The organism is Escherichia sp. HH26CH, assembly GCF_009820205.1.
In the GTDB taxonomy this organism is placed as follows: Bacteria; Pseudomonadota; Gammaproteobacteria; order Enterobacterales; family Enterobacteriaceae; genus Escherichia; species Escherichia coli_F.
The window spans coordinates 12,608-27,310 of the sequence record NZ_VNXM01000013.1 but is presented as its reverse complement, the minus strand read 5'-3'; the positions used below and the strand labels follow the sequence as shown (position 1 = coordinate 27,310).

The 14,703-nt window shown below is 52.4% G+C and carries 13 protein-coding genes; 3 read left to right on the top strand and 10 right to left on the bottom strand.

Annotated elements, in window-relative coordinates; translation table 11 throughout:
- Positions 1 to 14: 14 nt before the first annotated feature.
- The 5 genes from glnB to purL all read right to left on the bottom strand — a co-directional run bounded on the left by glnB (position 15) and on the right by purL (position 8,507).
- The gene (gene glnB, locus FQ015_RS04995; RefSeq protein WP_000717691.1) at positions 15 to 353 is read right to left on the bottom strand and encodes a nitrogen regulatory protein P-II; all 339 of its coding nucleotides are present in this window, start codon (positions 351 to 353) and stop codon (positions 15 to 17) included.
- A gap of 60 nt (positions 354 to 413) precedes the next feature.
- Positions 414 to 1,748 (bottom strand): two-component system response regulator GlrR, encoded by a 1,335-nt coding sequence (glrR, locus tag FQ015_RS04990; protein WP_001353028.1) that lies wholly within the window; start codon positions 1,746 to 1,748, stop codon positions 414 to 416.
- Positions 1,738 to 2,451, bottom strand: a complete 714-nt coding sequence (gene qseG, locus FQ015_RS04985; RefSeq protein ID WP_001215870.1) for a two-component system QseEF-associated lipoprotein QseG — start codon at positions 2,449 to 2,451, stop codon at positions 1,738 to 1,740. The genes glrR and qseG overlap by 11 nt, the downstream gene beginning before the upstream one ends.
- A 164-nt stretch (positions 2,452 to 2,615) precedes the next feature.
- The gene (gene qseE, locus FQ015_RS04980) at positions 2,616 to 4,043 is read right to left on the bottom strand and encodes a two component system sensor histidine kinase QseE/GlrK (RefSeq protein WP_001353026.1); all 1,428 of its coding nucleotides are present in this window, start codon (positions 4,041 to 4,043) and stop codon (positions 2,616 to 2,618) included.
- 576 nt (positions 4,044 to 4,619) lie between these two features.
- Positions 4,620 to 8,507 carry a phosphoribosylformylglycinamidine synthase gene (gene purL, locus FQ015_RS04975; RefSeq protein ID WP_160523784.1) on the bottom strand — a complete coding sequence of 1,296 codons (3,888 nt, stop codon included), beginning with the start codon at positions 8,505 to 8,507 and terminating at the stop codon, positions 4,620 to 4,622.
- Between the two features lie 257 nt (positions 8,508 to 8,764).
- On the opposite strand from purL, the gene mltF reads away from it, so the two are divergent.
- Positions 8,765 to 10,321 carry a membrane-bound lytic murein transglycosylase MltF gene (mltF, locus tag FQ015_RS04970; protein ID WP_160523783.1) on the top strand — a complete coding sequence of 519 codons (1,557 nt, stop codon included), beginning with the start codon at positions 8,765 to 8,767 and terminating at the stop codon, positions 10,319 to 10,321.
- On the opposite strand, the gene tadA is transcribed toward mltF, so the two are convergent.
- Both tadA and yfhb read right to left on the bottom strand, forming a co-directional pair.
- A complete protein-coding gene (gene tadA / locus FQ015_RS04965) occupies positions 10,318 to 10,821 on the bottom strand; it encodes a tRNA adenosine(34) deaminase TadA (protein ID WP_001353025.1) in 504 nt (167 codons plus the stop codon). The genes mltF and tadA overlap by 4 nt on opposite strands.
- 57 nt (positions 10,822 to 10,878) lie before the next feature.
- Positions 10,879 to 11,514, bottom strand: a complete 636-nt coding sequence (gene yfhb, locus FQ015_RS04960; RefSeq protein ID WP_000190661.1) for a phosphatidylglycerophosphatase C — start codon at positions 11,512 to 11,514, stop codon at positions 10,879 to 10,881.
- Between the two features lie 208 nt (positions 11,515 to 11,722).
- On the opposite strand from yfhb, the gene FQ015_RS04955 reads away from it, so the two are divergent.
- Both FQ015_RS04955 and yfhL read left to right on the top strand, forming a co-directional pair.
- Entirely contained in the window at positions 11,723 to 12,571 is an 849-nt protein-coding gene (locus FQ015_RS04955; RefSeq protein ID WP_001013779.1) for a MurR/RpiR family transcriptional regulator, read from the top strand.
- A gap of 55 nt (positions 12,572 to 12,626) precedes the next feature.
- Positions 12,627 to 12,887: a 4Fe-4S dicluster ferredoxin YfhL gene (gene yfhL, locus FQ015_RS04950; protein ID WP_001196297.1), complete on the top strand. Its 261-nt coding sequence runs from the start codon at positions 12,627 to 12,629 to the stop codon at positions 12,885 to 12,887.
- A gap of 193 nt (positions 12,888 to 13,080) precedes the next feature.
- Here the strand turns inward: yfhL and shoB are convergent, their stop codons facing one another.
- The 3 genes from shoB to pdxJ all read right to left on the bottom strand — a co-directional run bounded on the left by shoB (position 13,081) and on the right by pdxJ (position 14,692).
- Positions 13,081 to 13,161: a type I toxin-antitoxin system toxin ShoB gene (shoB, locus tag FQ015_RS04945; protein WP_000128779.1), complete on the bottom strand. Its 81-nt coding sequence runs from the start codon at positions 13,159 to 13,161 to the stop codon at positions 13,081 to 13,083.
- Between the two features lie 419 nt (positions 13,162 to 13,580).
- Complete coding sequence (acpS, locus tag FQ015_RS04940) at positions 13,581 to 13,961, bottom strand: holo-ACP synthase (RefSeq protein WP_000986047.1); 381 nt, start codon at positions 13,959 to 13,961, stop codon at positions 13,581 to 13,583.
- Positions 13,961 to 14,692, bottom strand: coding sequence for a pyridoxine 5'-phosphate synthase (pdxJ, locus tag FQ015_RS04935; protein WP_032303577.1), 732 nt, complete (start codon positions 14,690 to 14,692; stop codon positions 13,961 to 13,963). The genes acpS and pdxJ overlap by 1 nt, the downstream gene beginning before the upstream one ends.
- Positions 14,693 to 14,703 lie beyond the last annotated feature (11 nt).

Here is a 14,703-nt window from a genome sequence, read left to right as displayed (position 1 = left end):
AACCCTGACGCGGTTTAAATTGCCGCGTCGTCCTCTTCGCCAGTACGGATACGAATGACCCGTGCCACGTCAAAGACGAAAATTTTACCGTCACCGATTTTGCCGGTTTGCGCCGTGCGAATAATCGTATCTACGCAGATATCGACAATGTCGTCCGGCACGACAATCTCAATTTTTACCTTCGGCAGAAAATCCACCATATACTCCGCGCCGCGATACAGCTCGGTATGGCCTTTCTGGCGGCCAAAACCTTTCACCTCGGTGACCGTCATGCCGGTAATGCCGACTTCAGCCAGTGCTTCGCGGACATCGTCCAGCTTGAAGGGTTTAATAATCGCATCAATCTTTTTCATGCTATTCCTTGAAAAGGTCGCCTGTCTTTTGATCTGCTAAACGTAACACATAACGCCGATTCATTCCTTGAAATCGTTTGCATCCAGCTCGTGTCGGGAAAGCAGTTTATAAAATTCTGTCCGGTTGCGCCCCGCCATTCTCGCCGCGTGGGTGACATTACCTTTGGTGATTTGCAGCAGCTTACGCAAGTAGTTGAGTTCAAACTGATTACGCGCCTCAACAAAGGTTGGCAGAGCCGTATTTTCGCCCTCCAGCGCCTGCTCGACTAACGCATCACTAATCACCGGAGATGATGTTAGCGCCACGCATTGTTCAATCACGTTGACCAACTGGCGCACATTACCCGGCCAGCTCGCGGTCATCAGTCGTTTCATTGCATCGGTGGAGAATGCGCGGACAAACGGTTTATGTCGCTCTGCCGCCTGGCGCAATAAGTGGTTTGCCAGTAGCGGAATGTCTTCTGTGCGCTCCGCCAATGCCGGAATTTTCAGACTGACAACGTTGAGGCGATAGTAGAGATCTTCACGGAATTCCCCGCGCGCCATCGCCTTTGGCAGGTCACGGTGAGTGGCGGAAATAATCCGCACGTCGATATCAATATCGCGGTTGCTGCCCAGCGGGCGCACTTTGCGCTCCTGCAACACGCGTAGCAGTTTGACCTGCAACGGTGCGGGCATGTCGCCAATCTCATCGAGAAACAGCGTACCGCCTTCCGCCGCCTGGAATAAACCTTCACGATTGCTGACAGCGCCAGTAAACGCGCCACGCGCATGACCAAACAGCTCTGACTCCAGCAATTGCTCGGGCAATGCGCCACAGTTAATAGCAATAAACGGTTTGCTGTTGCGCGGGCTGGCGTTGTGGATCGCCTGGGCAAAAATCTCTTTCCCGGTACCGCTCTGACCGTTAATCAAAACGCTAACATCTGACTGCGCCACCAGCCTCGCCTGTTCCAGCAAACGTAGCATCAGCGGGCTGCGGGTGACAATCGCCTCGCGCCAGCGTTCGTCGGTGGTTGGCGCGGATTGTTCCAGCGCATCATCAATTGCCTGATACAGCGCGTCTTTATCGACGGGCTTGGTGAGGAAACTGAACACGCCCTGCTGTGTCGCGGCAACCGCATCGGGAATGGAGCCATGCGCGGTGAGGATGATTACTGGCATACCTGGCTGCACTTTCTGGATTTCAGCAAACAGTTGCATACCATCCATTTCATCCATCCGCAGATCGCTGATGACTAAATCTACTTTTTCACGATTCAGTATCCGCAATCCTTCAGCTCCACTTTCCGCCGTGACCACGCTGTAGCCTTCACTGGTCAGACGCAGGCCAAGCAGTTTCAGCAATCCTGGATCGTCATCGACCAGTAATAAATGCGCAGGTTTATGGCTCATCAGGAGTGACCTCATGGGTAGATGGCGCGGGCTTTTCACTCTCGTGCGGCGTATCCGGCGAGAAATTGCCAGCCGGTTTGCGGGTCGAGAGCTGACGTTCAATATCGGTCAGATTTTCCAGCTTGCGGGTGGTGAGCTCCAGTTGCTGCTGTAGAACGTGATGTTGCTGGCGCAAAGTATCCAGTTCGCTGTCGCTGGACTGCTGGAGTTTGCTGTAGCGTTGGCGCTCTTCCGCCAGTTGCAGTTGCAGCGCCTGACCGTCGCGCCACAGTTGATACAGTGGGCGAACCTGTGCCGGGATCTCGGTACTTAACGCATCAATGCGCGCGACCAGCTGGCGGCGCTCATAAGGCGTAATTTTGGCGTCAGCGAGCAAAATCCCTTGTTTGAAGATATTTTGCCAGCTGCCGTCGTCATATTGGCGGGCTTGCTGACGCGACTGCGCAGGCATTAAACGTTCAGCACAATCCATCGCCCGCAGCCAGTAAAGCGGATTGGTTTCGGTTGACTTACCTTGCAGTGCCCAGATGTCGCTGCATTCAGTAGAAAGATAGTCAGCCAGTTGATAAACCGGAATTTTTTCTTCTGCTGGCGCATCAATAGCTGGCTTATTGTGACTCTGCACGCAACCCAGCAATGCCAGACATGGCAGCCCTGCCAGCCATAGCCGTCGGGGCAATAATCGTTGAAAAATGTGTCGCATATTCACCAGACTTAAAACCTATCCCAGTGGGCGTAATTGTTGCAGGCAGTTTGGACATGGACAGCGCGGAGAAACCGGAGCGTACACGTAGTACGTAAGGATTTCGAGCACTGCACGAGGCCAAACTGGCAAATAAAATAGCCTGATGGGATAGGCTCTTAACATTATTTCGTGTTTTTCGACGACGGTAATTCAATGCGGAAGCAAACCTCTTGCCCGCTCTCGTCGACCAGATACAGTTCCCCCTGCATACGGCGAATACAATCCCTGGCAATGCTTAATCCCAGACCGCTGCCCTTCACCGCCCCTTTTCGCTGGTGGCTTCCCTGAAAAAAGGGTTCGAAGATCATGGCGCGTTCCTCTTGCGGAATGGGTGTGCCTGTATTGATGACATCAATATAAACCCGCGCGCCATGTAAACTGCTGCGAAGGCAAATGTTACCGGATTCAGCCCCGTAGTGCACCGCATTGGAGTAAAGATTATCCAGTACGCTCATCAGCAGCATTGGCTCCGCCAGGCAAGCAGTTGCTTTGAGATCGACGTCGGTATGCATCATTTTAGCCCGTGCGGGCAGGCTATGAGCAGAAACCACCATTTCCACCAGCGGTGCTAACTCTACACTCTCCAGTTCCACTGCACCGTCCGCCTGTTTACGGTTGTAATCAAGCAGTTGTTCGATCAGTTTTTGCAAATTGCGGCTGCTGCTATCAAGGATGCTCACCACCTCTTTTTGCTCGGGCGTAAGCGGCCCGACAACCTGGTCAGCCAGTAATTCAGTGCCCTCGCGCATACTCGCCAGCGGGGTTTTTAATTCATGAGATAAATGTCTTAAGAATTGATGGCGCTGGGATTCCAGCCATGACAGGCGCTCACTTAACCAAAGAATACGTTGCCCAACCGAGCGTAACTCACTCGGTCCACTGAACGAAACGCTATTGCCCAGAGAACGCCCTTCCCCCAGACGGTTGATCATCCGTTCAATATTTTTCACCGGGCCGATAATCATCCGCGTGAAAAGCAGTACCATCACCAGACTTACCAGAAATAACACCAGCGATTGCCAACCAAAATATTGCCCACGTTCGGCGATTTCACGCTGAAGCTGCTGTCCGCGAGAGAACACCACTGTGCGCGTGGCCTGTACCATTTCGGTATTGGCACTGGCAAAGGCTTCCAGACGCGCGGCGGCAGCAGCATCGGGACCGCTGTTGTTACACTGAAGTTGAGCCAGATTGTTCAAATCCTGACGCAATGCCTGGTAAAGTTTATCGTCCGGCAGTACGCCTGCGTGGGCATCGAGCATTTCGCTGTAACGCTTGCGCTGGCTTTGATAAACCTTCGCCAGAGTTGGGTCGTCCAGCACGCAATACTGACGGTAGCTACGCTCCATCTCCAGCGCCGCGTTGGTCATCGCTTCACTGCGCCGGGCATCAATAAGCGTAGTGCGGTTAACCAGCGCCGCCTGATCGCTAAGCGCATTCAGGCTTTGCCAGGCTTGCCATGCCAGCACCAACAGGGGTAGCAGAATCAGCAAAAATGCCAGCATTACCAGTTGTCGTAATGAGCGGGGAAAAACGGGCCAGCGTTTCAAGGTGTTACTCTCGTCAGACGCGAATAGCCTGATGCTAACCGAGGGGAAGTTCAGATACAACAAAGCCGGGAATGACCCGGCTTTGTTATGGAATAAGGCGGTGCCTAACTCGACGTTTCGCCCGAGGGTTGATATAGCTAAGCTGATATCAGAAGTTGGACGGCAGGCACCTTGTTGTGCGTCATTCGAATTTTATGTAGCACGTCCCGAAGGGGCTGACATAAGTCGGTGAATGAGCCACTGATGACTATTATGCAGTAACTGTGCCAATAAATAAAATAGTTTGGTAACGTACTGATTATACGTTGTTTTGATGGATTTATGACTTCTTCGCTATTTGGGTGTAAATCAGCCATTGTGTCGCTAAAAAGAGACACCTTAAGATAAATTTATTAGATCCAAATAAAATCAATCAATTAAATGTCGCCAAAAAGCAACACAGTAAACCACCCATTGTCGTGATTTACAGACACAAAAAAAGCTCCCGGAGCTGGGAGCTTATGATAGTGGTCGGCGTTTAATGCCGGATGCGGCGTGAATGCCACATCCGGGCAGCAAAACCAATAGTTTGACGACTTACCCCAACTGCTTACGCGCATTGCGGAAAATACGCATCCATGGGCCATCCTCGCCCCAGTTTTCCGGATGCCAGGAGTTACTGACAGTACGGAAAACACGTTCCGGGTGCGGCATCATAATGGTGACTCGACCACTTTCAGTCGTGACCGCCGTAATACCATTCGGAGAACCGTTCGGGTTAGCCGGGTAGGTTTCAGTGACTTTGCCGAAGTTATCGACATAGCGCAGTGCCACCAGCCCTTTGCTTTCCAGTGCCGCCAGATGCGCCGCATCGCGCACTTCCACGCGTCCTTCGCCGTGAGAGACAGCAATCGGCATCTGCGAACCCACCATCCCTTGCAACAGCAGAGACGGGCTTTGGGTCACTTCTACCAGGCTGAAACGCGCTTCAAAGCGATCGGAGGTGTTACGCACGAAACGTGGCCACAACTCGCTACCTGGGATCAGTTCGCGTAGGTTAGACATCATCTGACAACCGTTACATACCCCCAGCGCCAGCGTTTGCGGACGGTGGAAGAAGGTTGCAAACTCATCGCGTACACGGTCATTGAACAGGATAGACTTCGCCCAACCTTCACCAGCCCCCAGCACGTCACCGTAGGAGAATCCGCCGCACGCTACCAGAGCGTGGAAATCCTCCAGGCTCGTGCGTCCAGCCAGCAGGTCGCTCATATGCACATCGATTGCATCGAAGCCTGCACGGTGGAAAGCTGCCGCCATTTCAACATGCGAGTTCACCCCCTGCTCACGCAGCACGGCAACTTTCGGACGCGCACCAGTGGCAATATACGGTGCTGCCACATCTTCGTTGATATCAAACGACAGTTTCACATTCAGGCCCGGATCGGCGTCGTTAGATTTCGCCTGATGTTCCTGATCGGCACACTCCGGATTGTCACGCAGGCGCTGCATCTGCCAGGTAGTTTCTGCCCACCAGACACGCAACGTGGTGCGGCTTTCGCTGAATACAGTCTGCCCGTTGGCGGTAATTACAAAACGGTCACCGGAAACCGCCTGCCCAACATAATGGACGCAATCAGCAAGCCCATGCTGTGCCAGTACCGCTTCAACTGCTTCACGGTCAGCGGCTCGAACCTGAATCACCGCACCCAGTTCTTCGTTAAACAACGCCGCCAGGCGATCGTCACCCAGAGTGGCGATATCCGCTTCAATACCGCAATGACCGGCAAACGCCATTTCCGCCAGCGTCACCAGCAGGCCACCGTCAGAGCGGTCGTGATACGCGAGCAGCTTACGCTGTGCAACCAGCGCCTGAATCGCGTCATAGAAGCCTTTCAGTTGCGCGACATCGCGTACATCTGCCGGTTTGTCGCCAAGCTGACGATAAACCTGCGCCAGCGCCGTTGCGCCCAGCGCGTTATTGCCTTTGCCCAGATCAATCAGCAGCAGTGCGTTATCTTCGGTAGAAAGCTGCGGCGTGATGGTGTGACGCACATCTTCCACGCGGGCAAATGCAGAAATCACCAGCGACAGCGGCGACGTCATTTCGCGCTCTTCGCTACCTTCCTGCCAGCGGGTTTTCATCGACATGGAGTCTTTACCCACCGGAATCGTCAGGCCCAGCGCCGGACAAAGCTCTTCGCCCACCGCTTTAACGGCTTCATACAGGCCCGCGTCTTCACCTGGATGACCTGCTGCCGCCATCCAGTTAGCGGAAAGTTTGATGCGTTTGATATCGCCAATCTGCGTAGCGGCGATGTTAGTTAACGCTTCACCGACCGCCAGGCGGGCAGAAGCGGCGAAATCCAGCAGTGCAACTGGCGCACGTTCGCCTATTGCCATCGCTTCACCGTAGTAACTGTCGAGGCTGGCGGTAGTGACTGCGCAGTTAGCGACCGGCACCTGCCACGGACCCACCATCTGATCGCGCGCCACCATGCCGGTTACGCTGCGATCGCCGATGGTCACCAGAAAGGTTTTCTCCGCCACAGTCGGCAGATGTAACACACGTTTCACCGCGTCAGCGATGGTGATCCCTTCACGGGCCAGCGCGTCGCCTTTCGCTTTCAGCGTTTGCACATCGCGGGTCATCTTCGGCGTTTTGCCAAGTAGTACGTCGAGCGGCAGATCGATGGGTTGATTATCAAAATGACGATCGTGCAGAGAAAGATGTAATTCTTCGGTGGCCTCACCAATCACCGCGTACGGTGCGCGCTCACGCTTACACAGTTCGTCAAACAGCGGTAACTGATCGGCAGCAACGGCCAGCACGTAGCGTTCCTGGGATTCGTTACACCAGATTTCCAGCGGGCTCATGCCCGGTTCGTCGCTCAGGATATCGCGCAGTTCAAATTTACCGCCGCGCCCGCCGTCGCTCACCAGCTCCGGCATGGCATTAGAAAGGCCACCCGCGCCGACATCGTGGATAAACAGAATCGGGTTCGCGTCGCCAAGCTGCCAGCAGCGGTCGATCACTTCCTGGCAACGACGTTCCATTTCCGGGTTATCGCGCTGAACGGACGCGAAATCGAGATCCGCGTCAGACTGGCCGGAGGCCATGGAAGAGGCCGCGCCGCCGCCAAGACCGATGTTCATTGCCGGGCCGCCGAGAACGACCAGTTTCGCACCGACGTTGATCTCGCCTTTTTGTACGTGATCGGCGCGAATGTTGCCGATCCCACCCGCCAGCATGATCGGTTTGTGATACCCGCGCAGCTCTTCGCCGTTGTGGCTGTTCACTTTTTCTTCATAGGTACGGAAGTAGCCGTTCAGTGCCGGACGACCAAATTCGTTGTTAAATGCCGCGCCGCCCAGCGGACCTTCTGTCATGATGTCCAGCGCGGTGACAATGCGCTCAGGCTTACCGAAATCTTCTTCCCACGGTTGTTCAAAGCCAGGAATACGCAGGTTGGATACGGAGAAACCGACCAGGCCAGCTTTCGGCTTCGCGCCGCGGCCGGTGGCACCTTCATCGCGGATTTCACCGCCGGAACCGGTAGCTGCGCCCGGCCACGGAGAAATCGCCGTTGGGTGGTTGTGGGTTTCGACTTTCATCAGGATATGCGCCGGTTCCTGATGGAAGTCGTAGCGGCCCGTTTCGTGGTCAGCAAAGTAGCGGCCCACTTCGGAACCTTCCATCACGGCGGCGTTATCTTTATAAGCAGAAAGAACGTGATCCGGCGTGGTTTCGAAGGTATTTTTGATCATCTTGAACAGCGATTTCGGTTGCTGTTCACCGTCGATAATCCAGTCGGCGTTAAAAATTTTATGACGGCAGTGCTCAGAGTTCGCCTGGGCGAACATATACAGCTCGATGTCGTTCGGGTTACGACCCAGCTTTGTGAATGCATCCTGCAGATAGTCAATTTCATCTTCCGCCAGTGCCAGGCCAAGACGCAGGTTAGCGTCGATTAGCGCCTGACGGCCCTGCCCCAGCAAATCAACGCTGGTGACCGGAGTCGGTTGATGGTGTGCAAACAGCTGCTCTGCATCATCTAAAGCAGAAAAGACCGTTTCCATCATGCGGTCGTGCAGTTCAGCGGTCACCTGCTGCCATTGTTCATGGGTCAGCGTACCGGCTTCTATATAGTAAGCAACGCCGCGCTCAAGGCGGTTTACCTGTTGCAGCCCGCAGTTATGGGCGATATCGGTCGCTTTCGAAGACCAGGGAGAGATGGTACCAGGACGCGGGGTCACCAGCAGGAGTTTGCCTTGCGGGGCATGGCTGGCGAGTGCCGGGCCATATTTCAGCAGGCGTTCAAGTTGTGCGTGCTCATCATCGTTTAACGGCGCATTGAGGTCAGCAAAATGGACATACTCGGCGTAAATATTGTGAACCGGGAGCCTGGCAGCCTGAAAACGTGCCAGCAGTTTGTTGATTCGGAATGCCGACAATGCAGGCGAACCACGCAGAATTTCCATCATAAGTCTCTCGTCTTCTAAGCTTTCGGTGTACCCAAGGGGGGGAAACGGGCGTCATTATAAAGAATCTGATGCGCTGACGAAACCGTTTGCGTGGAAATAAAATCACCATCGTGAATTAGCAACGCGTGCCGCCAATGGCTGTAATAAGTTGCCAACTGGCGCTGGTTTACGCAAAATGCCGCTCATTTATGAGTAAACCTTTCACTATTATTACGTTTTTTCAAGCTGGGATGCGCACGACACAGAGAATTAACTAATTGAAAAAATTAAAGATTAATTATCTGTTCATCGGCATTCTGGCACTGCTGCTCGCGGTCGCTCTCTGGCCATCCATTCCCTGGTTTGGTAAAGCCGACAACCGTATCGCCGCCATTCAAGCGCGGGGAGAGTTGCGTGTGAGCACTATTCATACCCCACTGACTTATAACGAAATCAACGGGAAACCTTTTGGCCTGGATTACGAACTGGCGAAACAGTTTGCCGAGTACCTCGGCGTAAAACTGAAAGTGACCGTGCGGCAGAATATCAGCCAGCTGTTTGACGACCTCGATAACGGCAACGCCGATCTGCTGGCTGCAGGACTGGTTTATAACAGTGAGCGGGTAAAAAACTATCAGCCTGGCCCTACCTACTATTCCGTGTCACAACAACTGGTTTATAAAGTGGGTCAGTATCGCCCGCGTACGCTGGGCAATCTGACAGCGGAGCAACTTACCATCGCACCAGGCCATGTGGTGGTTAACGATCTCCAGACCCTGAAAGAAACAAAATTCCCGGAATTAAGCTGGAAGGTAGACGACAAAAAAGGCTCAGCAGAATTAATGGAAGATGTCATCGAAGGAAAACTCGATTACACCATTGCTGATTCTGTCGCCATCAGCCTGTTTCAGCGCGTTCACCCGGAACTCGCTGTAGCGCTTGATATCACCGACGAACAGCCGGTGACTTGGTTTAGCCGATTAGATGGCGATAATACCCTTTCTGCCGCTCTGCTCGACTTCTTCAACGAAATGAATGAAGACGGCACGCTGGCACGCATTGAAGAGAAATACCTGGGGCATGGCGATGATTTTGATTACGTCGATACACGCACGTTTTTACGCGCCGTCGATACCGTACTGCCGCAGTTGAAACCGCTGTTTGAGAAGTACGCCGAAGAAATTGACTGGCGTTTGCTGGCCGCTATTGCTTATCAGGAATCGCACTGGGATGCACAGGCCACTTCCCCGACGGGTGTGCGTGGCATGATGATGTTAACCAAAAATACCGCACAAAGCCTCGGCATTACGGATCGTACCGATGCCGAACAGAGCATCAGCGGCGGTGTGCGTTATTTGCAGGATATGATGAGTAAAGTGCCGGAAAGTGTGCCGGAGAACGAACGGATCTGGTTTGCCCTCGCCGCGTACAATATGGGCTATGCGCATATGCTGGATGCCCGCGCCCTGACGGCAAAAACTAAAGGTAATCCTGACAGTTGGGCTGACGTGAAACAGCGCCTGCCTTTACTTAGCCAGAAACCCTATTACAGCAAGCTGACTTACGGCTACGCACGTGGGCATGAAGCCTACGCTTATGTCGAAAATATTCGTAAGTATCAGATTAGCCTGGTGGGTTATCTGCAAGAGAAAGAGAAGCAGGCTACAGAAGAGGCGATGCAACTGGCGCAGGATTATCCGGCAGTATCGCCAACTGAGCTGGGCAAAGAGAAATTTCCTTTTCTCTCGTTTCTTTCCCAGTCGTCATCAAACTATTTGACCCACTCTCCCTCTCTGCTGTTTTCCAGGAAAGGGAGTGAAGAGAAACAAAATTAATCCGTCGAGGATTGCGCTTTTTTCTGCGCTTTAATTTCCTGGCGGCGCATGCGAAAGAAGTCACTGAGCAACGCCGCGCACTCGTCTGCCAGTATTCCTTCCGTTATTTCCACTCGATGATTCATACCCGGATGGTGCAGCACATCCATTAAAGATCCCGCAGCGCCCGTTTTCGCATCACGCGCACCAAAGACCACGCGACTAATACGACTGTGGATCATTGCTCCGGCACACATCACACATGGCTCAAGCGTGACATACAACGTGGCGTCGATCAGACGATAATTTTGCATCACCAGACCGCCCTGCCGCAGGGCCATGATTTCTGCATGCGCGGTGGGATCATGTCGACCAATCGGACGGTTCCAGCCTTCGCCGATTACCCGATTGTTATGCACTAATACCGCGCCGACCGGCACTTCCCGCTCATCCCATGCACGCTTCGCCAGCGTCAGCGCGTGACGCATCCAGTATTCGTGGCTAAATTCGACTTCAGACAAAAAGAAAACTCCGGTTATAAAAGCGCGGCGCATTATACACGGACGCTATGCTTTACTCTATTCCAGTTGCTGGAGTTCACCACGCGGGGTTACCCGCCAGCGATGCTGGCAGAAATAAAGCAGCGGGTTGTCCTGATTACTGTCGCTATAGCCACTGTACAGCCGCAGCGGCGTGCCGATTTTGCGCTCCAGTTGCGCGACCTTTTCATGTCCCAGACAACGCATCGTCAATACCCAACCACCATAGCCACGCTGAATTTGGCTGGCGATAAGATTAACCCGCGGCAGCCAGGGCGTATCGAAATAAACCGCTTCAACCAGCGGCTGCGGAGATCCTGTGATCAACCAAATATCCGCATCGGAACTTAACAGGTAGGTAGTCAAACGCTCCTGAACCAGCGGAAAAGCGGTAACATTGTCGCGAAACCAGTGCACAAAATCGGCCTGCAACGCTTGTAAGCGCGCTTCACTGTGACCAAAAGTGCATCCCCAAAGAAGCAGACTCATCGGCCAGCGTGCTGCACGACCTTTTATCAATAACGCGATGGCAATGACCGGCAACAACGGCAGGACAAGTAATGCATTCAGCGGTTGGCGACGCAGTAAATAACGCAAAAAACTGCCGAACATATCCTGCTGATGCAATGTTCCATCTAAGTCAAAAAACACCACACGACGCTCGTGAGTTGCCAAACCATACTCCTCTGGACTGAAACATCCTGATTAATCTTCGCTACTACATAGCCTAACAGATAGATCATCACTTTTCCGGCAACAATCGACTGCATCATGGCTATCTGGAATTTTTAATTCATGGCAATTAGCAGCAATGGAATATAAAATTCACTCGCGTGTGTTTCATATTGCCTGTTGTCGCCATAATTTCATCGCGAGGAAAGATATGAACGGCTTACTTCGTATCCGTCAGCGTTACCAGGGGCTTGCCCAGAGTGATAAAAAACTGGCGGACTATCTGCTACTACAACCTGATACGGCGCGCCATTTAAGCTCTCAGCAACTGGCCAACGAAGCCGGAGTCAGTCAGTCCAGCGTCGTGAAGTTCGCGCAAAAACTCGGCTATAAAGGTTTTCCGGCATTGAAGTTGGCGTTGAGTGAAGCGCTGGCAAGCCAGCCGGAATCTCCCTCCGTGCCCATTCATAACCAAATCCGCGGTGATGATCCGTTACGGCTGGTCGGCGAAAAACTGATTAAAGAAAATACTGCCGCTATGTACGCAACGCTAAATGTTAATAGTGAAGAGAAACTGCATGAATGCGTAACAATGTTGCGCTCTGCACGGCGGATAATTCTGACCGGTATTGGCGCTTCGGGTCTGGTGGCGCAAAACTTTGCCTGGAAGCTGATGAAGATTGGCTTCAATGCTGCCGCAGTGCGCGATATGCATGCGCTACTCGCTACAGTACAGGCGTCGTCCCCTGACGATCTGTTATTAGCCATTTCCTACACCGGTGTACGACGCGAGTTAAACCTAGCGGCAGATGAGATGCTGCGAGTGGGCGGAAAAGTGCTGGCGATTACCGGCTTTACTCCCAATGCCCTGCAACAGCGTGCTTCTCATTGCCTGTATACCATTGCCGAAGAACAAGCGACAAACAGTGCTTCAATCTCTGCTTGTCACGCTCAGGGAATGTTAACGGATTTACTGTTCATTGCTCTGATTCAGCAGGATCTGGAGCTGGCACCAGAACGTATTCGTCATAGTGAAGCGCTGGTGAAAAAACTGGTTTGAGTAAAGAATGCGCGTATAATGCCCGCCCGGTTTGTGTTGTTTTGAGAGTTTCCTTATGGCGCTGTTAATCACTAAAAAATGCATCAATTGTGATATGTGTGAACCCGAATGCCCGAATGAGGCGATTTCGATGGGTGAACATATCTACGAGATTAACAGCGATAAGTGTACCGAATGCGTAGGCCACTACGAGACGCCCACCTGCCAGAAGGTGTGCCCGATCCCCAATACCATTGTGAAGGATCCACAACATGTCGAGACGGAAGAACAGTTGTGGGATAAATTTGTGCTAATGCACCACGCGGATAAGATTTAATATTCTGCTCTATGAGCAGGATATTGCTTATTTGCTCGTATAAAAGCGAAAGTTACATATTCATTTCCATGATGTCATTAATGAATATATTCATTAAATGAATTCCGATAATATATACGCCGACACTTACGTCTAATTATTAAAGGCGCGCCTGGCTGGTTAACCTGACGCGCCTTAAGTACGTTTCCTGGTGTTACAAGAACAGAAGGATCAGCTGTAAAACAGCAATGACGACTTTAATGACCCGTTTAATCAGGTATCGGCAATCAGTCATTCGTTTTTCCTTAAACAAGGAATGCAGCCGTTCAGATTAGCCCTTACATCTCCCCAAAACTGAACGTGCGAGTTATTGGAATCGAGTGCCGCACTCCACACCAGAGCTTTGACGACACCACTCGTTTCAATGGGGGAATTCAGTGGCATGGCGTAGAACACAGCAAAATATCCAATAACGACGCCGATTCTAATGTACTTATCAAAAAGCGGTCACGTTAATCTTTTCATCAATATCGATTTCTTCGTAAAGGCTCGAGTTTTTATGCTAAAGATTGCAAGTTGCTTGTACAGGATAACTAAATTGATCCATAATCATTTTTGTTGGAATCGTGTGCTGCACAAAATTAAAGTTGTAAAGTAAAACCCCCGTTCCTTACCAGTTCGGGGGTTTTACTTTTTAAAGAGAACGATATTATTTTAACTTTCGATAATTACCGTGGCACAAGCATAGTGGCGCTCATCTGCCAGCGTTACATGCATATTTACAACGCCGAGTTTTTCCGCCAGTTTTAACGCCTCACCCCATAGCCGCAACCGTGGTTTGCCGAGCTCATCGTTGAATACTTCAAACTGATTAAACGCCAGACCATTGCGGATCCCGGTGCCAAACGCTTTTGCTGCGGCTTCTTTTACGGCAAAGCGTTTCGCCAGAAAACGCACCGGCTGGTGGTGCGTTTTCCAGATTGCCCATTCGTTATCGCTTAATACGCGGCGTGCCAGGCGCTCACCGGATCGGGCGATCACCGATTCAATGCGAGCGATCTCCACAATATCCGTACCTAAACCTAATATTGCCATTAGCCACGCGCTTCCAGCATCAAACGCTTCATTTCTGCCACCGCATCTTTCAGTCCGGTCATCACTGCACGACCAATAATGGCATGACCGATATTCAGTTCGTGCATCTCAGGAATGGCGGCAATGGCTTTCACGTTGTGATAGGTCAGACCGTGACCAGCGTTAACTTTCAGACCGAGACTTGCGGCAAAGGCCGCGGCTTTGGCGATACGCGCCAGCTCTTGCGCCTGTTCGGCGTCAGTTTTGGCATCAGCATAGCAACCGGTGTGGATCTCGATGAACGGTGCGCCAACCTCTGCCGCGGCTTTGATCTGCTCTTCATCGGCGTCGATAAACAGAGAAACCAGGATCCCGGCCTCCGCCAGACGTTTGCAGGCATCGCGCATTTTTTCACGCTGTCCAGCGACGTCCAGGCCGCCTTCGGTTGTTACTTCCTGACGCTTTTCCGGTACCAGGCAGCAAAAATGCGGCTTTGTTTCAACGGCGATCGCCAGCATCTCTTCGGTCACCGCCATCTCCAGATTCATGCGGGTATCCAGCGTCTGACGCAGGATGCGCACGTCGCGGTCGGTAATGTGGCGACGATCTTCACGTAGATGCACGGTAATGCCATCCGCCCCCGCCTGCTCAGCAATAAACGCCGCCTGCACCGGATCCGGGTAAGCAGTACCACGTGCGTTACGCAGCGTTGCAATATGGTCAATGTTGACGCCTAACAGTAATTCAGCCATGACAATCCTCA